Annotated in this window: 17 protein-coding genes and 1 pseudogene; 14 read left to right on the plus strand and 4 right to left on the minus strand. The window is 72.8% G+C overall.

Features of this window, described 5'->3' with window-relative positions; genetic code table 11:
* Positions 1 to 73 precede the first annotated feature (73 nt).
* Positions 74 to 1,116, plus strand: a pseudogene (locus QSK20_RS19930) (NAD(P)-dependent alcohol dehydrogenase).
* A 66-nt stretch (positions 1,117 to 1,182) separates the two neighbouring features.
* Here the strand turns inward: QSK20_RS19930 and QSK20_RS19935 are convergent.
* Positions 1,183 to 2,298 (minus strand): PQQ-dependent sugar dehydrogenase, encoded by a 1,116-nt coding sequence (locus tag QSK20_RS19935; protein WP_285790108.1) that lies wholly within the window; start codon positions 2,296 to 2,298, stop codon positions 1,183 to 1,185.
* A gap of 206 nt (positions 2,299 to 2,504) precedes the next feature.
* Between QSK20_RS19935 and QSK20_RS19940 the strand changes: the two genes are divergently transcribed.
* Genes QSK20_RS19940 through QSK20_RS19970 form a run of 7 tightly spaced genes read left to right on the plus strand, consistent with a single transcriptional unit; the run spans position 2,505 to position 8,691 of the window.
* Positions 2,505 to 2,765 (plus strand): hypothetical protein, encoded by a 261-nt coding sequence (locus QSK20_RS19940; protein WP_285790109.1) that lies wholly within the window; start codon positions 2,505 to 2,507, stop codon positions 2,763 to 2,765.
* Positions 2,766 to 2,776: 11 nt separating this feature from the next.
* On the plus strand, positions 2,777 to 3,817 hold the full coding sequence (locus QSK20_RS19945) for an AAA family ATPase (protein ID WP_502888960.1): 1,041 nt from the start codon (positions 2,777 to 2,779) through the stop codon (positions 3,815 to 3,817).
* Positions 3,814 to 4,797 (plus strand): DUF58 domain-containing protein, encoded by a 984-nt coding sequence (locus QSK20_RS19950; RefSeq protein ID WP_285790110.1) that lies wholly within the window; start codon positions 3,814 to 3,816, stop codon positions 4,795 to 4,797. The genes QSK20_RS19945 and QSK20_RS19950 overlap by 4 nt, the downstream gene beginning before the upstream one ends.
* 40 nt (positions 4,798 to 4,837) lie before the next feature.
* A complete protein-coding gene (locus tag QSK20_RS19955) occupies positions 4,838 to 5,797 on the plus strand; it encodes a VWA domain-containing protein (protein WP_285790111.1) in 960 nt (319 codons plus the stop codon).
* A gap of 25 nt (positions 5,798 to 5,822) precedes the next feature.
* Positions 5,823 to 6,785: a S1C family serine protease gene (locus QSK20_RS19960; protein WP_285790112.1), complete on the plus strand. Its 963-nt coding sequence runs from the start codon at positions 5,823 to 5,825 to the stop codon at positions 6,783 to 6,785.
* Between the two features lie 11 nt (positions 6,786 to 6,796).
* Positions 6,797 to 7,489, plus strand: coding sequence for a response regulator transcription factor (locus tag QSK20_RS19965; RefSeq protein WP_285790113.1), 693 nt, complete (start codon positions 6,797 to 6,799; stop codon positions 7,487 to 7,489).
* Entirely contained in the window at positions 7,486 to 8,691 is a 1,206-nt protein-coding gene (locus QSK20_RS19970) for a sensor histidine kinase (protein ID WP_285790114.1), read from the plus strand. The genes QSK20_RS19965 and QSK20_RS19970 overlap by 4 nt, the downstream gene beginning before the upstream one ends.
* 63 nt (positions 8,692 to 8,754) lie before the next feature.
* On the opposite strand, the gene QSK20_RS19975 is transcribed toward QSK20_RS19970, so the two are convergent.
* Positions 8,755 to 9,084, minus strand: coding sequence for an ArsR/SmtB family transcription factor (locus tag QSK20_RS19975; protein ID WP_285790115.1), 330 nt, complete (start codon positions 9,082 to 9,084; stop codon positions 8,755 to 8,757).
* A 331-nt stretch (positions 9,085 to 9,415) separates the two neighbouring features.
* Between QSK20_RS19975 and QSK20_RS19980 the strand changes: the two genes are divergently transcribed.
* The 3 genes from QSK20_RS19980 (at position 9,416) to rph (ending at position 13,628) form a co-directional block, all read left to right on the plus strand.
* Positions 9,416 to 10,060 carry a DsbA family protein gene (locus QSK20_RS19980; RefSeq protein WP_285790237.1) on the plus strand — a complete coding sequence of 215 codons (645 nt, stop codon included), beginning with the start codon at positions 9,416 to 9,418 and terminating at the stop codon, positions 10,058 to 10,060.
* A 41-nt stretch (positions 10,061 to 10,101) separates the two neighbouring features.
* Positions 10,102 to 10,698, plus strand: a complete 597-nt coding sequence (locus tag QSK20_RS19985; protein ID WP_285790238.1) for a vitamin K epoxide reductase family protein — start codon at positions 10,102 to 10,104, stop codon at positions 10,696 to 10,698.
* 332 nt (positions 10,699 to 11,030) lie between these two features.
* Positions 11,031 to 13,628 (plus strand): rifamycin-inactivating phosphotransferase, encoded by a 2,598-nt coding sequence (rph, locus tag QSK20_RS19990; protein WP_285790116.1) that lies wholly within the window; start codon positions 11,031 to 11,033, stop codon positions 13,626 to 13,628.
* 33 nt (positions 13,629 to 13,661) lie between these two features.
* Here the strand turns inward: rph and QSK20_RS19995 are convergent, their stop codons facing one another.
* Positions 13,662 to 14,636, minus strand: coding sequence for an acetylxylan esterase (locus QSK20_RS19995; protein ID WP_285790117.1), 975 nt, complete (start codon positions 14,634 to 14,636; stop codon positions 13,662 to 13,664).
* Positions 14,637 to 15,024: 388 nt separating this feature from the next.
* Here QSK20_RS19995 and QSK20_RS20000 point away from each other — a divergent pair, with 388 nt between their 5' ends.
* The gene (locus QSK20_RS20000; protein WP_285790118.1) at positions 15,025 to 16,974 is read left to right on the plus strand and encodes a hypothetical protein; all 1,950 of its coding nucleotides are present in this window, start codon (positions 15,025 to 15,027) and stop codon (positions 16,972 to 16,974) included.
* Positions 16,975 to 17,096: 122 nt separating this feature from the next.
* Here QSK20_RS20000 and QSK20_RS20005 read toward each other — a convergent pair whose 3' ends face one another.
* Entirely contained in the window at positions 17,097 to 17,363 is a 267-nt protein-coding gene (locus tag QSK20_RS20005; RefSeq protein ID WP_088984808.1) for a helix-turn-helix domain-containing protein, read from the minus strand.
* 90 nt (positions 17,364 to 17,453) lie between these two features.
* Between QSK20_RS20005 and map the strand changes: the two genes are divergently transcribed.
* Positions 17,454 to 18,272 (plus strand): type I methionyl aminopeptidase, encoded by an 819-nt coding sequence (gene map / locus QSK20_RS20010; RefSeq protein WP_285790119.1) that lies wholly within the window; start codon positions 17,454 to 17,456, stop codon positions 18,270 to 18,272.
* Between the two features lie 139 nt (positions 18,273 to 18,411).
* Positions 18,412 to 19,170: a class I SAM-dependent methyltransferase gene (locus QSK20_RS20015; protein WP_285790120.1), complete on the plus strand. Its 759-nt coding sequence runs from the start codon at positions 18,412 to 18,414 to the stop codon at positions 19,168 to 19,170.
* Positions 19,171 to 19,186 lie beyond the last annotated feature (16 nt).

A 19,186-nucleotide genomic window follows, 5' to 3' on the forward strand; every position in this document is an offset into this window, starting at 1 on the left:
GACCCCGGCCCCGGTACTGTCGCCCGTCACCGGTGCCGGCAGTACACGTCACCCCCTGTCATCGGAGGACATCATCATCACCGTCAACGCCATCGCCGCGACCTCGGCCAGCGAACCGCTCGTGCGCACCACGGTCGAGCGGCGCGACGTCGGGCCGCGCGACGTTCTGATCGAGATCCGCTACGCCGGTGTCTGCCACTCCGACATCCACACCGTCCGTGGGAGTGGGGCGCGGTGCCGTACCCGTTGACGGTCGGCCACGAGATCGTCGGCCGGGTCGCGGAGGTGGGTGCCGAGGTCACCAGGCACGCCGTCGGCGACCGGGTCGGCGTGGGTTGCATGGTCGACTCGTGCCGTGAGTGCGAGAACTGTCGCGCCGGCCAGGAGCAGTACTGCCTGGACGGCAACACCCAGACGTACGCGAGCGTCGACCGCGACGGCACCGTCACCCAGGGCGGCTACTCGACGCACATCGTGGTCGACGAGGACTTCGTGCTGCGCGTGCCGGAGAAGATCCCGTACCACGCGGCCGCGCCACTGCTCTGCGCGGGCGTCACCACGTACTCGCCGCTGGTGCACTGGAACGCCGGTCCCGGCCGGAAGGTCGCGGTGGTCGGCATGGGCGGCCTGGGCCACCTGGCTGTCAAGATCGCCGTGGCGATGGGCGCCGAGGTGACGGTCCTGTCGCAGACCCTGGGCAAGAAGGACGACGGACTGCGCTTCGGCGCCGAGCACTACCACGCCACCACGGACCCGGCGACCTTCGAGGTGCTCAGGAACCGCTTCGACCTGATCGTCAACACGGTCAGCGTGCCGATCGACATGGCCGCGTACCTGGGGCTGCTGCGCCTGGACGGCACGCTGGTGAGCGTGGGTGCCCCGGCGGAGCCGCTGCCGGTGCCCGTGTTCACGCTGTTCGGCAACCGCAGGTCGTTCGCCGGCTCCGGGATCGGCAGCATCGCCGAGACGCAGCAGATGCTGGACTTCTGCGCCGAGCGGGGCATCGCGCCCGAGGTCGAGGTCATCGGTGCCGACGCGGTCAACGAGGCGTACGAGCGGGTGCTCGCCTCCGACGTGCGGTACCGGTTCGTCATCGACATCGACACCCTGCGCTGATCCGGCGTCGACCGGAACCGGCGTCGCGGCCGTACCTCGACGACCGGGTCCTGCGGACCCGTGTCCCTACCTCGCCGGGAACCGCAGGATCCGGTCGTCACCGTCGCGCACGTCGCCGCGGCCGTCCGTGTTCGACGTGGTGACCCACAACGCGCCGTCCGGTGCCACCTGCACGGTCCGCAGGCGCCCGTACAGTTCGGTGAGCTGGGCGGAGGGGACGCCGAGCCCTTCGCCGTCGAGCGGGATCGTCCACAGGCGTTCGCCGCGCAGCGCGGCGACGTAGACGGTGCCGCCGGTGATGGCGATGCCGGAGGGGGACGCGTCGCGGACCGGCCAGGTCACGACCGGGTTGGTGAAGCGACCCTCTCCGGTGTCACCCTCTCCCTCGACCTCAGGCCAGCCGTAGTTGTGGCCTGCCTGGACGAGGTTGACCTCGTCCAGGTCGTTCTGGCCGAACTCGGTGGCGAACAGCCGACCGTCCGGGTCCCAGGCCAGGCCCTGGACGTTGCGGTGCCCGAGGCTGTAGACGGAGGAGCCGGCGGTGGGGTTCCCGGGGGCGGGGTCGCCCTCCGGGGTCAGCCGCAGGATCTTGCCGTTGGGGCTGGTCGGGTCCTGGGCGAGGGAGGTGTCGCCGGCGTCGCCGGTGCCGGCGTAGAGCATGCCGTCCGGGCCGAAGGCGATGCGCCCACCGTTGTGGTAGCTGGCCTTGGCGATACCGTCGAAGACGACCTCCGGGTCGCCGCCGTCGAGCCGGAACCGGACCAGACGGTTGTCGTCGGCGGTGGTGAGGTAGGCGTAGACCAGGTTGTCGGTGGCGAAGGCCGGGGAGACGGCGAGGCCGAGCAGGCCGCCCTCACCGGCTGCGGCGACGCCGGGCACCTGGCGAACCTCCTGCGGCTGCCCGCCGGGGGTGAGACGCAGGATCCGGCCGGTGGCACGCTCGGCGATCAAGGCGTCACCGCCGGGCAGAAACGCCAGGCCCCACGGTACGTCGACGCCACGGGCCAGTTCCTCGGCGGCGCCCAGGTCGGGGGTGGCGGACGGGGAACTGGCCGCCGTGCTCGTCGCGACGCCGCCCGGCCCGGGGCCGGCGCCGGTGTCGCCCGTGCTGCTGTCGCAGGCGGCGACAGCGACCGCCATCAGGACGGTCAGTACCGAACCCACGCCGACTGTGGTGCGCATGCTTGTCCTCCGACGGTCCCCGGTGCCCCTGCGGCATCCGGTTTCCAGTCGACCAGGCTGCGGCGAAAGACGAGGTAAAGGATCTCGGTGCTCTTCGGCTGTCTTTCGGTCCGTCCTGGCTGAATGGGTGCCAGCGGGTGCCTGGCTCCCCGCACCCTCGTTCGCCGGGCACCCGCCCTGTTCCGAAACGCAACCGAGGAGAGACCATGCGGATCAGCATCATGAGCGGGCTCGCTCTCGCCGGCGCCGCAGCCGCGGTGGCCGTCGCCGGCGGTGTGGCGTACGCCACCGACGACGCCGACCACGAGGCCGTCGTGCAGATCGTGACCGAGCAGGAGCAGCCCGGTGGCAACGCCGCCGGGCAGCGGTGGTCCACCGAGGACTGCCCCGCCAAGGACGACGCGACGTCGACCGTTCCCGGTGGGGGCGAGACGGGCCAGCCGGTCACGCCACAGGAGGCGCTGTGACGGCGCCGGTCGTGGTGAACGGCACCGAAGTCCAGGTCGGACTCGACCACGCCCACGCCGCCCGGCTGCTCGAGCAGACCCTGTTCGAGGTGAAACGGGTCATCGTCGGCCAGGACCGGCTGGTGGAGCGGCTGCTCACCGCGCTGTTGGCGCGGGGGCACTGCCTGCTGGAGGGGGTGCCCGGAGTCGCGAAGACCCTCGCCGCGGAAACCCTGGCCACCGCCGTCGGCGGTAGCTTCGCCCGGATCCAGTTCACCCCGGACCTGGTGCCGTCGGACATCCTCGGCACCCGCATCTACCGGACCTCCCGGGAGAGCTTCGACGTCGAGCTCGGTCCGGTCATGGCCAACCTCGTCCTCGCCGACGAGATCAACCGCGCCCCGGCGAAGGTGCAGTCGGCGCTGCTGGAGGTGATGGCCGAGGGGCACGTCTCGATCGGTGGGCGCACCCATCCGGTGCCGACCCCGTTCCTCGTGCTGGCCACCCAGAACCCGATCGAGTCCGAGGGCGTCTACCAGCTGCCGGAGGCCCAGCGGGACCGGTTCCTGATGAAGGTGGTCGTCGACTACCCCACCGACGAGGAGGAACTGGGCATCCTCTACCGGATGGGCGCCGACCGCCCGACCGCTCGCCCGGTGCTCGACCCCGACCGGCTGGCCGCCCTCCAGGGGCTGGCCCGGCAGGTGCTCGTGCACCACGCCCTGGCCGAGTACGTCGTCCGGCTGGTCGCCGCCACCCGGGACCCGGCCCGGTTCGGGCTGCCGGACGTGGCCGGTCAGCTCGCCTACGGGGCGAGCCCCCGGGCCACGCTCGGCCTGGTGGCCGCCGCGCGGGCGGTCGCGCTCCTGCGCGGACGGGACTACGTGCTGCCGGCCGACGTCCGGGAGATCGCGGTGGACGTCCTCGCCCATCGGCTGGTGCTCTCCTTCGACGCGTTCGCCGACGGTGTCGACGTCACCGCGCTGGTGCGCCGGCTGGTCGACGCGGTGCCCCTGCCGCAGATCGCGCCGGCGCAGGGGGACCAGGGCCCCGGCCTGGGAGCCGCCGCGTGAACGGGTCCGGAGCGACGATCCGGGACCTCGCGCCGCACCGGCGGCTGCGTCGACTGGAGTTGACCGTCACCCGTCGGCTGGACGGGCTGCTGCACGGGCAGTACCTCGGCCTGCTGCCCGGGCCGGGCAGTGAGCCGGCCGGTAGCCGTGAGTACCGGCCCGGTGAGGACGAGGTACGACGGATGGACTGGTCGGTGACCGCCCGCACCACGGTGCCGCACGTGCGGACCGTCGACGCCGACCGGGAGCTGACCACCTGGGTGCTGGTCGACGCGACACCGAGCATGGACTTCGGCACGGCCGAGCTGGAGAAGCGGGAGCTGGCGGTGGCCGCGGTGGCCGCCGTCGGCTTCCTCACCACCGGCCTCGGCAACCGGCTCGGCGCGCACCTGCTCACCCACGAGGGGCTCCGCCCCTTCCCGCCGGGCACCGGCCGTCCCCACCTGTTCCGGCTGCTGCGGACGCTGCTCGACGTGCCACGTGGGCTGCCGGCACCGACGCCGGTGCCGCTCGCCGACGGGATGGACGGGCTGCGCCGGACCGCCGTGCGACGTGGCCTGGTGGTGGTGGTCTCCGACTTCCTCGACGGCCTGCCCGACGCGGGGGTGGCCGGGGCGGCGGGCCCACCGCCGACGTGGGAGCGGACCCTGCGCCGGCTGGCCGCCCGCCACCAGGTCCTCGCCGTGCAGGTCTCCGACCCGCGCGAGCGGGAACTGCCGGACGTCGGGCTGATCACCCTGGTCGACCCGGAGAGCGGCCGTCGGCGCGAGGTCTCGACCGGCAGCCGACGGCTGCGCGAGCGGTACGCGGCGGCGGCCACCGCCCAGCGGGCGGCGGTGGCGGTGGCGATCCGCCGCAGCGGTGCCGCGCACCTGCGGCTCTCCACCGACCGGGACTGGATCGGCGACATCGCCCGACACGTGATCGACCAGCGCCGGCTCGCCGGGGCCGTCCGACCGCCCACCGGAGGTGCCGCGTGACCGACCGCCGTACGAAGCCCGCCACCGAGGGGGCGACGAGATGACCTGGCAGTCCCCGGAACGGCTCTGGCTGCTGGCCGGGGTGGCCGCCCTGGTCGTCGGCTACCTGCTGATGCAGCGCCGGCGCAGCCGCTACGCCGTCCGGTTCACCAACCTCCGGCTCCTGGACCGGGTCGCGCCGCACCGGCCGGCCTGGCGTCGACACGTGCCGGCGGGCCTCTTCGTGGCGATGCTGGCGTTGCTGGTGGTCGGCTTCGCCCGCCCCACCGACGAGGTGCGGGTGCCCCGCGAGCGGGCCACCGTCATCGTCGCGGTCGACGTCTCCCGGTCGATGCTCGCCACCGACGTCGCCCCGGACCGGCTCGCCGCGGCCAAGGACGCCGCCCGTGGGTTCGTCGACGACCTGCCCGAGGAGTTCAACGTGGGGCTGGTGGCGTTCGCGGGCGACGCGTCGGTGCTGGTCGCGCCGGACACCGACCGTGCGGCGCTGGCCGCCGGCATCGACCGGCTCGCCGAGGGGGTCGCCGGTATCCAGGGCACGGCCATCGGCGAGGCGATCGACACCTCGCTGGAGTCGATCCGCACGCTGGACGCCCGGGCCGCCGAGGAGCCGCCGCCCGCACGGGTGGTGCTGCTCTCCGACGGTGCCAACACCTCCGGGCGGGACCCGGCCCAGGCCGCCGCCGAGGCCACCGAGCAGGGCGTACCGGTCGACACGATCTCGTTCGGCACCCCGGACGGGAGGATCGGCTCCGGTGGCGGCGGGCAGGCCGTCCCGGTCGACGGCGAGACGCTGCGCGAGGTCGCCCGGCAGACCGGCGGCGGCTACCACGAGGCCGGCAGCAGCGACGAACTGCGCGCGGTGTACGCCGACATCGGCACCTCGGTCGGCTACCAGACCGAGCGGCAGGACGTGTCGGCCCGGTTCATCGGCGTCGGCCTGGTGTTCGCGCTGCTCGCCGCAGCCACGTCGATGCTCTGGTTCTCCCGCCTGCCCTGAACACGAGCCACAGAGGAGGTCCTCGATGTCGACCACATCCACCGGTCTCGGGGAGCCGCGCGGTCCGCGGTTCACCTCACCGGACCTCGCGGCCGGCCGTCCGGCCGACGTACCGGTGCCGGCGGGCGTACCCGGCCCGGCGGGCGTACCCGGTCCGGCGGGCACCGGGCCGGCGGGCGTACCCGGTCCGGACGCCGGACCGGTGCCGGCCGGAGCCGACCGGCGGTGGCCCCGGCTGCTGCTGGCCGGTCTGGCCGTGGTGGCGGTGTCGGCGGGCGCCGGTGGGGCCGCCGGCCACCTCGCGGCTTCCGACGCGCCGGACGACCGGGTGCCCGGCGCGGCGGCACCACCGTCACCCGCGCCGTCGGGCACCGCCGGGGCGGTCCCGTCCGACCTGGTGACGGCGGCGGCGCGGGCGCTGCCCGGGGTGGTCTCCGTGCAGGTGCGGCGCGGCGGGTCCGGCTCCTCCGGCTCCGGGTTCGTCATCGACGACCGGGGTCACATCGTCACCAACGACCACGTCGTCGCCGGGGGCGGCACCATCAGCGTGGTCGGTCAGGACGGCCGCCGGCTGACCGCCCGTCTCGTCGGTCGCGACCCCGGCAGCGACATCGCGGTGCTGCGGGTGGGCGCGGCCGGGCGGCTTCCCGCGCTGCCCCTGGCCGCCGCCGGGCAGACCCGGGTCGGCGAGCCGGTGCTCGCCGTCGGCTCCCCGCTGGGACTTTCCGGCACTGTCACCGCCGGGATCGTCAGCGCCCTCGACCGACCGGTACGCCTCGGCGGTGGCGCCCGGCAGACCGCCGTGCAGACCGACTCCTCGATCAATCCCGGCAACTCGGGCGGACCACTGGTCAACGCCCGGGGCGAGGTGGTCGGGGTGAACACCGCGATCGCCACGCTGGAGGGCGGTGGCAACATCGGTATCGGCTTCGCGATTCCGATCGAGCGCGCCGCGCGGGTGGCGGCCGGCATCATCGAGAGGGGATAGGTTTCCTGCTCATGCGGCTGCTCCTGGTAGAGGACGAGACGGACCTGGCCGGCGCGCTGCGGGTCGGCCTGACCCGGGCCGGGCACGCGGTGGACCTGGCCGCCGACGCCGCCGAGGCGTACGCACTGCTGCTGGTCAACGCGTACGACCTGATGCTGCTCGACGTCAACCTGCCGGACTCCGACGGGTTCACGGTCTGCCGGACGATCCGCCGGGGCGAGGTCGGGGTGGCCGCCGGGCGGGACCTGCGGGTGCTGATGCTGACCGCGCGCGGGGCGCTCGGCGACCGCGTCCGCGGGCTCGACGAGGGCGCCGACGACTACCTGGTGAAGCCGTTCGCGCTGGCCGAACTGCTGGCCCGGGTACGGGCGTTGCTGCGCCGGGACACCGCCGGCACCGGCGCGGTGCTCACCGTGGGCGACCTGTCCCTGGACGCGGCCCGGCACGAGGCGCAGCGCGCCGGCCGGCCGTTGCGGCTGACGCCGAAGGAGTTCGGCGTGCTGGAGTACCTGATGACCCGCCCCGGCCGGGTGGTACCCGCGGAGGAGCTGCTCGAACACGTCTGGGACGCCAACGCCGACCCGTTCACCGAGACGGTCCGGGTGACCGTCGGCACGCTGCGTCGCAAGCTCACCGGCGGCGACGGCGACACGCCGATCGAGACGGTGATCGGGCGGGGCTACCGGCTGCGGGAGGCGGCATGAAGATCTTCCGGTCCATCCGGTTCCGGCTCACCGTGCTCTACTCGACGCTGCTGTTCGCACTGGCCGGCGCCGGTCTGCTGGTCGCGTACGTGGCGGTGGACCGGGCGGTCGACCCGAAGCCGGTCACCAAGCGCTACGAGGCGCAGCTGGTCAAGCTCAAGAGCGACGGCCGTACGGTGCCGACCGGCACCACCATCGAGGTCGCCGAGGTGCAGCAGATCGAGGGCGAGGTCAACCTGCGGCTGATGGAGACCCTGCGGGACTACTCGCTGGTCGCCCTCGGTGGGCTCTTCGTCGCCAGTCTCGGCATCGGCTGGGTGCTCTCCGGGCGGGCGCTGCGCCCGGCCGGGGCGATCGCCCGCGCCGCCCGGGAGATCCAGGCCACCGACCTGTCCCGACGCATCCGGCTCACCGGCCCCCGCGACGAGCTGCGTGACCTCGCCGACACCATCGACTCGATGCTCGACCGGCTCGACCACGCGTTCCGCGCTCAGCGGCAGCTCATCGACGACGCCTCCCACGAGCTGCGCAGTCCGCTCGCCATCATCCGCGCGCACCTGGACGCCTCGCTCACCTCGCCGGAGGCCACCAACGAGGAGCGGACGCAGGCGATCGCCACGGTGGACCGGGCCACCACCCGGATGTCCCGGCTGATCGAGGACCTGCTCGCCACCGCCCGCCGCGACACCGACACCCTCAACGACACCGACGTCGACCTGAGCGCCGTCGCGCGGGAGGCCGGCGAGGACATCGCCCCGCTCGCCGCCGGGCGCGGGCTGCGCCTGCGGTACGCGCTCGGCGCCGAGCTCGTCTGCATCGGTGATCCGGACGCGCTGCGCCGGGCGGCGGGCAACCTGCTGTCCAACGCGGTCCGCCTCTCCCCGCCCGGCGGGGCGATCACCGTCGCCACCGGTCGGGTCGGCGGTTGGCTCTGGCTCGCCGTCGCCGACGAGGGACCGGGCATCGCCGAGGACGACCAGGCGCGGGTGTTCGACCGGTTCTGGCGGGGGGAGACCGGCCAGGGCGCCTCCCGGGACCGGCGGACCGGGCTGGGCCTGGCGATCGTGCGGCAGATCGTGGAGTCGCACGGCGGGCACGCGGCCGTCTTCTCCCGGCTGGGCGCCGGCAGCACCTTCGCGCTGTGGCTGCCCGCCACGGATCGCACCGACGACAACCCGCCACCGACGACGTCACCCCTGTGACGGCGTCCGCGGGCACCCGTCCGCGAACCGGTCATGACCGGCGTCTCACCGGTGCCAGCCGGATCAGCAGCAGCCCTTCTCGTCGGAGTCCGGGCACGCCGCCGGGTCGACCGCCAGCACGAGGCCGAGGAGGTCCCCGAGCGCGTGGGCCAGCCGCGCGTCGGCCAGTTCGTACCGGGTCCGCCGCCCCTCCGGCACGGTGACCACCAGGCCGCAACCGCGCAGGCAGGACAGGTGGTTGGACAGGTTCTGCCGGGTCGTGCCCAGCAGTTCGGCCAGCTCCGTCGGATACCCCGGGCCCTCGCGCAGGGCCAGCAGCAGCCGCGCCCGGGTCGGATCCGACAGGGCATGGCCGAAGCGGGCCAGCACCTGCCCGTAGGTCAACGTCTCCACCGCGCCGATGGTACATCTGATGCTGTATTGGAAGGGCGGCCCGCCAGCGCGACGCACACAGCAAACCCTCAGCTGTCGTCCAGCTCGACCGTAAAGCGGCGGCTGTACCCTCGCTGGTGGTTCGAGTGGAGTGCGGGGCCCGTGTGCGGTGCCCTGCCGGACAGGCGAGGGGTGTTGCATGCCGGCGAAGAAGGCCAAGGGGCGCAAGCGGACGACAAAGGCCGCCACGCCGCCGGCCGGTGCGAACGCGGCCCGTCCCCGGCCGGCGGTGACCAGCGCCAAGGCGAAGGCGGACGCGGGCAGGGCGGCCCACCAGATCCGCCGGACCGGTATGAGCACGAACCTGAAGGTGACCCTCGCCATCGTGGTCGCCGCCGTCGTCGCGCTGGTCGGGGTCATGGTGGTCAACCGTGACGACGACCTCACGCCGCAGGCCGCGTCCGAGATGCTGGTGCGCGGCGACAGCCACCGCCTGTCGAGCGCGGCGGACGGCAAGACCACCGTGGTGGAGTTCCTCGACTTCGAGTGCGAGTCGTGTCTGGCCGCCTACCCGGCGGTGGAGAAGCTGCGCGCGGAGTACGGCGACCGGATCACCTACGTGGTGCGCTACTTCCCGATCCCCAGCCACCCGAACGCCTACAACGCCGCGCACGCCGCCGAGGCCGCCGCCCGGCAGGGCAAGTTCGAGGAGATGTACAAGAAGCTGTTCGACACCGCGACCGTCTGGGGCCACCAGCAGCAGTCGCAGGTCGCCGTCTTCGAGGGCTACGCCCAGGAGATGGGCCTGGACCTGGCCCGGTTCAAGGCCGACGCGGCCAGCGCCGAGGTCGCCGCCCGGGTCAAGGCCGACGCGGCCGACGGCGAGTCGCTCGGCGTGCGGGGCACCCCGACGTTCTTCATCGACGGCGCCGAGTTCGACGACCGGCCGAGCTACGAGAGCCTGAAAGCCGCCATCGACAGGTCGCTCGCCTCGTGAGCCAGGCGTCGACCGACCACCGCGCAGCGGACGAGGCCGACCTGCGGACGCCGTCCTCGCCGCTGTCCGACCGGCTGGTCGGATGGGTGCTGACCATCGGCGGGCTCGTCGGCGCGCTCGCCGCGTTCGTGCTCACCGTCGAGAAGATGGCCCTGCTGAAGGACCCGGCCTACGTACCGACCTGCTCCATCAACCCGATCCTGTCCTGCGGCTCGATCATGACCACCGACCAGGCCGAGGTGTTCGGCTTCCCGAACCCGCTCATCGGCCTCGCCACCTTCCCCGTCGTGGCCGCCACCGGCGCCGCCGTCCTCGCCCGCGTCCGGCTGCCCCGCTGGTGGTGGCTCGCCCTGCAGGCCGGCACCGTCTTCGGCGTCGGGTTCGTGCACTGGCTGTTCTTCCAGAGCCTCTACCGCATCGGCGCGCTCTGCCCCTACTGCATGGTCGTCTGGGTCGCCATGATCCTGCTGTTCACCTACACCACCCTGCACAACCTCGACCGCGGCCACCTGCCCGCACCCCGGGGACTCACGAACGCCCTGGTCCGGGTCCACAGCGCCATCCCCACCGGCTGGCTGTTGATCCTCACCGTGGCGATCGGTGTGCAGTTCTGGAGCTACTGGCGCACCCTCGTCTGAACCCGGGGTGGTGCGAGCCGGCACCGAGTGTCCGCCACGGACCGGGGACCGGCCAGACCTTCGCGGCGTGGTCGATCCCCGGTGGGGCCGTCACCGGATCGCTGCGCGAAGCCGGGAATCCCAGACCCGGACCGTGCTCCCCGGAGGGGCCGGTTTGTCGGTCGCGGGCGGACGGCACAAAGAGCAAAAGGCAAGGAGAACTCTCCCTGCCACTCTTAACGTATAGCGCACCGGGGGGCTTGCGGCAAGACCCGGGTAGGGGCGCAGAATCGTCGGCCGAAGCCACCACCTGCGGAAATGAGGCACGTCCGGCGTGCCTCGGAGGTATCGCGATGACCGAGCAGTACGTGTTGGATCTCCACAGTCTCGACCAGACGCAGATCGCGGTCGTCGGCGGCAAAGGCGCGCACCTGGGTGGACTGTCGCGGATCGAAGGAATCCGTGTGCCGGCCGGTTTCTGCGTGACGACGGACGCCTTCCGGCGGATCCTGGCGGAAGCGCCGTCGATCGGCGACCGGCTCGACGAACTGTCGCGCGTGAACCCGGACGACCGGCCGGCGGTCCGCGCGCTCAGCGCGACGATCCGCCGGACCATCGAAGAAATCGCCATCCCGGGCGATCTCGCGGCGGCGGTCCGCCACGCGCTCGCCGGGCTCGGCGAGCGGGCCGCCTACGCCGTCCGGTCCAGCGCGACGGCGGAGGACCTGCCGACGGCATCCTTCGCCGGCCAGCAGGACACGTACCTGAACGTGGTCGGGCCGGCGGCGATCCTCCAGCACGTCAGCCGGTGCTGGGCGTCGCTGTTCACCGAGCGGGCCGTGACCTACCGCCAGCGCAACGGCATCGACCACCGCACGGTCCACATGGCCGTGGTCGTGCAACGGATGGTCCTCCCGCACGCGGCCGGCATCCTGTTCACGGCCGACCCCGTCACGGGCAACCGGAAGGTCGCCACCGTGGACGCCAGCTTCGGCCTCGGCGAGGCCCTGGTCTCCGGCCTGGTGAACCCGGACGTCTTCCGGGTGCGCGACGGCGCGATCGTCGCCAGGACGGTCGCCGCCAAGCAGCGTGCCGTCCACGCCCTGCCGGGCGGCGGCACCCGGGAAGTGGCGGTCGAGCCGCAGCGGCAGGAGCAGCCGGCGCTGACCGACGCGCAGGTCGTACGACTCGTGCAGCTCGGCCGACGGATCGAAGCGCACTTCGGTCGCCCGCAGGACATCGAGTGGTGCCTGGTCGACGACGACTTCCAGATCGTCCAGAGCCGGCCGATCACCACGCTGTTCCCGATCCCCGCCGCCGCCCGGGACGGGGAGAACCACGTCTACCTCTCGGTCGGTCACCAGCAGATGATGACCGACCCCATGAAGCCCCTGGGGATCTCCGTGTGGCAGCTGACGGCCATGGCGCCGATGCAGGAGGCCGGTGGGAGGCTGTTCGTGGACGCCACCCGGAACCTGGCCTCGCCCGCGGGCCGCGCCGGCTTCCTCGACATGGTGGGGAGGTCCGACCCACTGACCAGGGACGCCCTGGAGACGGTCCTCGACCGCGACGACTTCGTCCGGTCGTTTCCGGACGCGTCCGGCAGGCCACCGGCCGGCGGCCCGCCCGCCCCGATCGAGACCGATCCGGCCATCGTCACCGAACTGATCGCGCGCAGCCAGGCGTCCGTCGCCGCCCTGCGGCGCGACATCCGGACGAAGACCGGGCCCGAGCTGTTCGACTTCCTGCTGGAGGCGTTCCAGGAGCACAAACGAGTCCTCGGCGACCCACTGAGCATGCAGGTGATCATGGCGGGGATGGAGGCCACCTGGTGGCTCAACGACCAGCTGCAGGAGTGGCTGGGCGAGAAGAACGCGGCCGACACGCTCACCCTGTCCGCCCCCGACAACGTCACCTCGGAGATGGGACTGGCGCTGCTCGACGTGGCCGACGTGATCCGGCCGCATCCGGAGGTGGTGGCGTTCCTGCACGGTGTCGAGGACGAGACCTTTCTGGACGAGTTGCCGAAGCTCCCGGGCGGGACCGAGGCGCGGGACGCCATCGGGGCCTACCTCGACCGGTACGGCATGCGCTGCGTCGGCGAGATCGACATCACGAGGCCGCGCTGGAGCGAGCGGCCCGTCACGCTCGTGCCCCTGATCCTGGACAACGTCAGGAACTTCGCGCCGGGAGCCGCCGCGCAGCGCTTCGCGCAGGGACAGCAGAAGGCACAGGAGAAGGAACAGGACGTGCTGTCGCGCCTGCGGGCCCTGCCCGACGGGGAACAGAAAGCCGCCGAGACCAAGCGGATGATCGACCGCGTCCGCACCTTCATCGGGTACCGCGAGTACCCGAAGTACGGCATCGTCAGCCGCTACCTCGTCTACAAGCAGGCCCTGCTCCACGAGGCCGAGCGCCTCGTGCGGGCCGACGTGCTCCCCGAGAGGGAGGACGCCTTCTACCTCACGTTCCAGGAGCTCCACGACGCCGTGCGCTCGCGCAGCGTGGACGACCGGCTCATCCAGCAGCGCAAGGAGGCGTTCCGGTCGTACCACGCGCTCACGCCACCCCGGGTGCTCACGTCCGACGGCGAGGCCGTCGCCGGGGCGTACCGGCGCGGCGACGTGCCGGCCGGCGCCCTGACCGGGCTACCGGTCTCCGTCGGGACCGTCGAGGGGCGGGCGCGCGTCATCCTCGACCTGGCGCAGGCCGAGATCGAGGCGGGCGACATCCTGGTCACGGCCTATACCGATCCCAGCTGGTCGCCCCTGTTCGTCGCGGTCGCGGGCCTGGTGACGGAGGTGGGTGGCCTGATGACCCATGGCGCGGTGATCGCCCGGGAGTACGGCCTGCCGGCCGTCGTCGGTGTGCCGGACGCCACCCGGCTCATCCGGGACGGGCAGCGGATCCGCGTGCACGGCACCGACGGGTACGTCGAGATCGTGTCCTGACCGACCCACGCCGGGAAGGCCCGTCCGGTTTCCTCAGGTGGCCAGCACCTCGGCGAAGAACCGCAGCCGGATCTCGTCCTGCACCGACTCACCGCCCTCGTGCCCGTTGAACGGATACACCTCCATCCGGCGCGGGCCGGCGTAGTGGTGGTAGGCGCCGAACACCGTCGACGGCGGGCAACTGGCGTCCATAAGCGCCACGCTGAACAGCGCCGGGCAGCGTCCCCGGGTGGCGAAGTTGACCCCGTCGACGTAGCTCAGCGTGTCGAAGACCCGCTCCACGTTGTCCCGGTGGACCGCCAGGTAGTTGACGATCTCCTGGTAGGGGCCGGTGGTGGCCCGCTCGGCGCCGCGCCGGAAGTCACAGAGGAACGGCACGTCGGGCGCGACCGCGCGCAGCCGGGGGGCGAGGGCGGCGACCGCCAGCGACAGCCCGCCACCCTGGCTGATCCCGGTGGCCACCACCCGGTCCGGGTCGACCAGCGGATGCGTCCGGGCGGCCTGCACGGCGCGCACCGCGTCGGTGACCACCCGTCGGTAGTAGAGGGTCCGGGGGGCGAGCACGCCCCGGGTGACGAAGCCCGGATGCTGGGGGTTGCCGCCGGCCGGCTCGTGGTCGGGGGTCGCTCCGGCGCTCCACCCGCTGCCCTGGCCGCGTACGTCCATGAAGAGGTGGGCATAGCCCGAGGCGGCGTAGAGCAGGTTCTCGTGCGGCAACCCCCGGCCGCCGCCGTAACCGGGAAACTCCACCACGCACGGAAGCGGCTCCCCGGCGTCGGCCGGGACGGCGAGCCACGCCTTGACCCGGTCGCCGCCGAAGCCGCTGAACGTCACGTCGTGGACGGTGATCACCCGCAGCGGCGAGTCGACCGGCGCGAAGGTGGCGTCCAGGTCGTACCGCGCCGCCTCCGCCAGGGTGTCGGCCCAGAACCCGTCGAAATCAGCGGGCTCGCGGCGCACCGGGCGGTATCCGGCGAGTTCGGCCAACGGCAGGTCGGTCAGCGGCATGGGGCACCTCGTTCCGTCTGGTCTCCTCGGCCGACCCGAACCCGCCGTGGTCACGCTGAGTGTCGGCTGATGTTCGGCGTGGGACAGACGTGGGTCGGCCGGGTGTCATCCTTGGCTGCGGCGAGCAGTCGGGTCAAGCGCCCGGGCGTCTGTCCCGGCGACCGAGAAGTGCGCTGATAATCCGTATTAGCTTCTTGACTCGACCGATTGCCCGGAACCAGACTCAGCTTTCGGAGCGGCCGGACGCCTGCCACACCCTCCGTCACTGATGATCTCGCCGTGCCCCGACGTCGCCTCGCCACGTCCGCCGGCCGGCCGCTCCTCCGTGCCTCGTCCGAGTCGCCGATCCTGCTCCGACCCGCCTGCCCGTTCCGACCGGAGGACCACCATGGGCAACGACCCGTCCCCGACCACGTTCAGACGCCGTGCGTTGCTGGCCGCCGCAGCCGGCGGGGCAACGCTGCTCGCCGTGCCGTTCCGGGCGCTCGCCGGCGCACCGGAGACCACCGGGACGTCGGGGACCGCCGCGTCGGGCCTGCCGCCGCTGGCCCCGCTGCCGTTCGGAGCGCCGGACCGGACCCTGTTCGCCCCGCTGGAACAGCGGTTCGCCGGCTACCTGGCGATCCTTCCGGCGATGACCAACGACATCAGCGACACGACCAACCGTGGGTTCATGGGCGGCGGCTGGTGGCGTTCCCCGAACGCGCCGTACAACGCCCGGGTGCAGGAGCACGTCTACACGCTGAGCTGGTTCCACGCCAACCAGCGGCCGTGGAACCCGTACGCCGGGGACGCGGCGCTGGCCGGGCGGCTCGACGCGGCGCTCGGGCACTACCTGGGACTCCAGCACGACGACGGGTCCTGGCCGGAGTACAACCGTACCGAGCACGCGCTGGCGGCCACCGGCTTCGGCCTCGGTTACCTGGCCAAGACCCTGGCCAACCTGCGCCAGTCGGCCGCGCTGCCGCAGCGGCGGACCGAGATCGAACGGGCCCTGCGCGCCGGGACCGGCTGGCTGCTGGATCCGGCCAACGGCATCTGGGACACCCCGGTCGAGTGGACCAACCAGGTCGCCGGCGGCCTGGCCGGCGCGGCTCTGGCGCTGCGGCTCGACCCGGACGACGCGCTGTCCGCCCGGCTCACCGAACGGATCGGCTTCCTGGCCGAGCACGGCATGAGCCCGGCCGGCTTCTTCTACGATCCGACCGGCATGGACATCAACTACAACTTCGAGGTGATGCTGCCGGAGTTGGCGGAGATCTACCTGCTCACCGGCGACCGGGCCGTGCTGGGGATGGCCCGCCGGTTCACCGAGTGGTTCGGCTACAACCTGCTCCGCGAGCCGGACGGCTCGGGCTTCCTCACCTACTACGCCATGTCCGCCCGGACCAGCGTCGCCTACTACGACAACGTGATCCCCGACCCGGACCGCACCAACCTCGGCTCGGTCTTCGTCCCCGACCTGCCGGAGCTCGGCGCGTTCTTCACCTCCCGCGAGGACCGGGCCGCCACCCGCGCCGCCTGGGCCGCCGAGCCCGGGCCCGCCCCGGGACTGGCCAAACAGGACACGTCGCCCCGGATCATCGCGCACACGCCGTACGGGGAGATGCTGCCGAGCGACGCCGAGAAGGCGCGGGCCATCGCGGCGCTGCCCTACCTGCGGCGGCCGGAGTTCGCCCAGGTGCGCCGGGACGACACGTTCAACCAGGACTACCTGTACGTCAAGCGGCCGAAGCTCTACTTCGGAGCGTTCTTCGGCACCCGGCCGACCAGCACGGTCCGCAGCGGGCCGGGTTTCCTCTGGCACCCGGCGGCCGGCACCATCGTGCACGCCCAGCAGACCGACACCGGCTGCTGGTCGACGCTGCTGCCCAACGGCAACCCGGACGGGCGGAGCAACCTGGTCGCCGAATACCAGATCGGTGACCGGGAATGGGACGGGACGTCGCTCTCCCCGGGCAGCGCGCCGGTGCGGGTGCGCTACCGCCTGCCGGACTCGCGGATCACCACCGAGCTGACCGTCACCCGGGACAGCGTGATCCGCGCGGTGCGGGTCACCTCGACGGGGACCGAGCAGATCCCGCTGGTGCTGCACCCGGAGGACGTCGTGACGTTCGCCGACGGCACCCCGGTCGCCTACGGCGCCAACGCGGCTGCCAGCACCGACGGCCTGACCATCCGGCGCGGCGGCGCCGTCGTCACGATCAGTTGGGACAGCGTACGGCGGGCCACCGTGACGGGGACGTCCCGGACCTACCTGCGCGACGCCCGGCGACGGGTGCACACGTTGCGGGTGCCGCACGACGGCCGGATCGAGGTGCGCATCGCCCTGTCCTGACCGGCCCGGTCGGTGTTCGACCCGCTGCCGGACCGGTCGTCGACCGGTCCGGCAGTCGTCTGTCGGACGTGCCGGCGCAGCCGGTCGGGCCGTGCTTCCGCGTGCCGGTGGGCGGCCGGTCGCTAGGAGGCCTGGCGGATGGGCATGTCGGCCAGCCAGGCGTCGGCCAGGTCGCTGAGGGGGACGTCGAGAGCCTGGCTGAGGCAGACCACCGTGCCGAACGCCGGTGCGGGAAGGCGGCCCGCCTCGATCTTGCGCAACGTCTCGGGGGAGATGCCGGCTGCCAGGGCCACCTCGACGAGGCTGCGGCCGACCCGCGCGGCCCGGAGGGCGGCTCCGAGGCGCTGGCCCGCGGCGATCTGTTCGGCGGTGAGTGGTTGGCGAACCATGGCAGCAGGATATCCCTCCGGAGCGTCGCCGACCTGGCGTGGTATAAAAATCCCGGTATAAAAATACCGCGCCGGGAGAGGGAGGCTGTCGTGATCGAGCTCAAGTCCGCCGAGGAGATCGGCCGGATGGCGGTGACCGGCCAGTTCGTCGGCGAACTGCTCGCCGAGTTGAGCGGTGTCGCCGCGGTCGGCGTCAACCTGATGGATCTCGAACACCACGCCCGCCGCCGGATCGCCGAACGCGGCGCGGAGTCCTGCTACTGGGACTACGCTCCTTCGTTCGGCCGTGGCCCGTTCCGCAACGTGCTGTGCCTGTCGGTCAACGACGCGGTGCTGCACGGCCTGCCGCACGACTACGTCCTGCGCGACGGTGACCTGCTCAGCATCGACATGGCGGTCGGCATCGACGGCTGGGTCGCCGACTCCGCGCTCTCCGTCGTCGTCGGCGCTCCCGATCCGGAGGATCTGAAGCTGATCGAGGCCACCGAGGTCGCCCTGGAGGCCGCCATCGCCGCCGCCCAGCCCGGCGGACGCCTCGGCGACGTCTCCGCCGCGATCGGCGAGGTCGCCCGCTCCTACGGTTACCGCGTCAACGCCGAGTTCGGCGGCCACGGCATCGGCCGCACCATGCACGAGGCCCCGCACGTCTCCAACGACGGCCGCGCCCGCCGGGGCCTGAAACTCGCCCCCGGCCTCACCATCGCCATCGAGCCCTGGTTCTGCCGCTCCACCGACAAGATCAAGTTCGACGACGACGGCTGGACGATCCGCTCCGCCGACGGTTCCCGCACCGCCCACTCCGAACACACCGTCGCCATCACGGCCGCCGGCCCCCAGGTCCTGACCCGCCGCCCCACCGACGGCGTCACTGCGACCGACCCCGCCAGCAGGCCCGCCGCGGCCTCCTGACCCACCGCCCGCCCCGGACCGCGTGACGCCGGGCGATGCCTGCGGTGCGAGGGCCCCACCGTCGCCCTGCGCACCGATGCGGGGCGCGGCGGTCGCGGACGTGTCAGCCGAGCACGCGCACCGTGTCAGGATGCTCGGCATGTCTGGTCGTGCGCTGCGCTTCGGAGCGGTGGCGGAAGCCTACGAACGGTTCCGGCCGGGATATCCCCCGGAGCTCCTCGACATGGTGCTGGAATACGCGGGTCAGCCGGTTCGGACCGCCCTGGAGATCGGCGCCGGGACAGGCAAGGCAACCCGTCTGTTCGCCCGGGAGGGGCGCACGGTGACCGCGACCGAGCCGGACGGGGCGATGCTGGCCGTGTTGCGGCGACACGTGCCCACGAGCGTCCGGACCGTGCAGGCCGCGTTCGAGGACCTGCGACCGGGGGAGAGCCACGGGCTGGTCTACGCGGCGGCGGCACTGCACTGGACGAACCCGGAGGGCCGGTGGTCGCGTACGGCCGCGCTGGTGGAGCCTGGTGGCGTCTTCGCCTCGTTCGGTGGACCGATCCAGTTGGCCGACCCAGCGGTGCGGGAGGCCGTTCGCGTGGCGAGGGCGCCGTTCCTGGAGAGCGACGAGATCCCCTCTCCGGACGGGACGCCTCCGGGAGACGACATGCAGTGGCCGGGCACGGAGCTCCACCGGTCCGAGTGGTTCGCCGACGTTCGGCAGTGCGTGGTCGAGCGACGCCTGACCATGAGCGCCGACGACTACGTCGGCCTTCTCTCGACCGTGTCGGCCTATCTCGAACTGCCGATCTCCCGGCAGGAGCAGGTGTACCGCCGGATCGGGCAGGTCCTGCCGGAGGCGGTCGAGGTCGACGCCGACCTCACCGTCCACCTCGCACGTCGGCGGTGACCGGTACGGGGCCAGC

This window comes from Micromonospora sp. NBRC 101691 (assembly GCF_030269285.1).
Taxonomy (GTDB): domain Bacteria; phylum Actinomycetota; class Actinomycetes; order Mycobacteriales; family Micromonosporaceae; genus Micromonospora; species Micromonospora echinospora.

What these genes read in the sequence shown, in the direction of transcription:
- QSK20_RS20015 (WP_285790120.1), top strand. Translation starts at nt 18,412, where the DNA reads ATGTCTGGTCGTGCGCTGCGCTTCGGAGCGGTGGCGGAAGCCTACGAA.
- QSK20_RS19995 (WP_285790117.1), bottom strand. Translation starts at nt 14,636, where the DNA reads ATGCCGCTGACCGACCTGCCGTTGGCCGAACTCGCCGGATACCGCCCG.
- QSK20_RS20000 (WP_285790118.1), top strand. Translation starts at nt 15,025, where the DNA reads ATGGGCAACGACCCGTCCCCGACCACGTTCAGACGCCGTGCGTTGCTG.
- QSK20_RS19960 (WP_285790112.1), top strand. Translation starts at nt 5,823, where the DNA reads ATGTCGACCACATCCACCGGTCTCGGGGAGCCGCGCGGTCCGCGGTTC.
- QSK20_RS19970 (WP_285790114.1), top strand. Translation starts at nt 7,486, where the DNA reads ATGAAGATCTTCCGGTCCATCCGGTTCCGGCTCACCGTGCTCTACTCG.
- QSK20_RS19935 (WP_285790108.1), bottom strand. Translation starts at nt 2,298, where the DNA reads ATGCGCACCACAGTCGGCGTGGGTTCGGTACTGACCGTCCTGATGGCG.
- rph (WP_285790116.1), top strand. Translation starts at nt 11,031, where the DNA reads ATGACCGAGCAGTACGTGTTGGATCTCCACAGTCTCGACCAGACGCAG.
- QSK20_RS19980 (WP_285790237.1), top strand. Translation starts at nt 9,416, where the DNA reads ATGAGCACGAACCTGAAGGTGACCCTCGCCATCGTGGTCGCCGCCGTC.
- QSK20_RS20005 (WP_088984808.1), bottom strand. Translation starts at nt 17,363, where the DNA reads ATGGTTCGCCAACCACTCACCGCCGAACAGATCGCCGCGGGCCAGCGC.
- QSK20_RS19940 (WP_285790109.1), top strand. Translation starts at nt 2,505, where the DNA reads ATGCGGATCAGCATCATGAGCGGGCTCGCTCTCGCCGGCGCCGCAGCC.
- QSK20_RS19965 (WP_285790113.1), top strand. Translation starts at nt 6,797, where the DNA reads ATGCGGCTGCTCCTGGTAGAGGACGAGACGGACCTGGCCGGCGCGCTG.
- QSK20_RS19955 (WP_285790111.1), top strand. Translation starts at nt 4,838, where the DNA reads ATGACCTGGCAGTCCCCGGAACGGCTCTGGCTGCTGGCCGGGGTGGCC.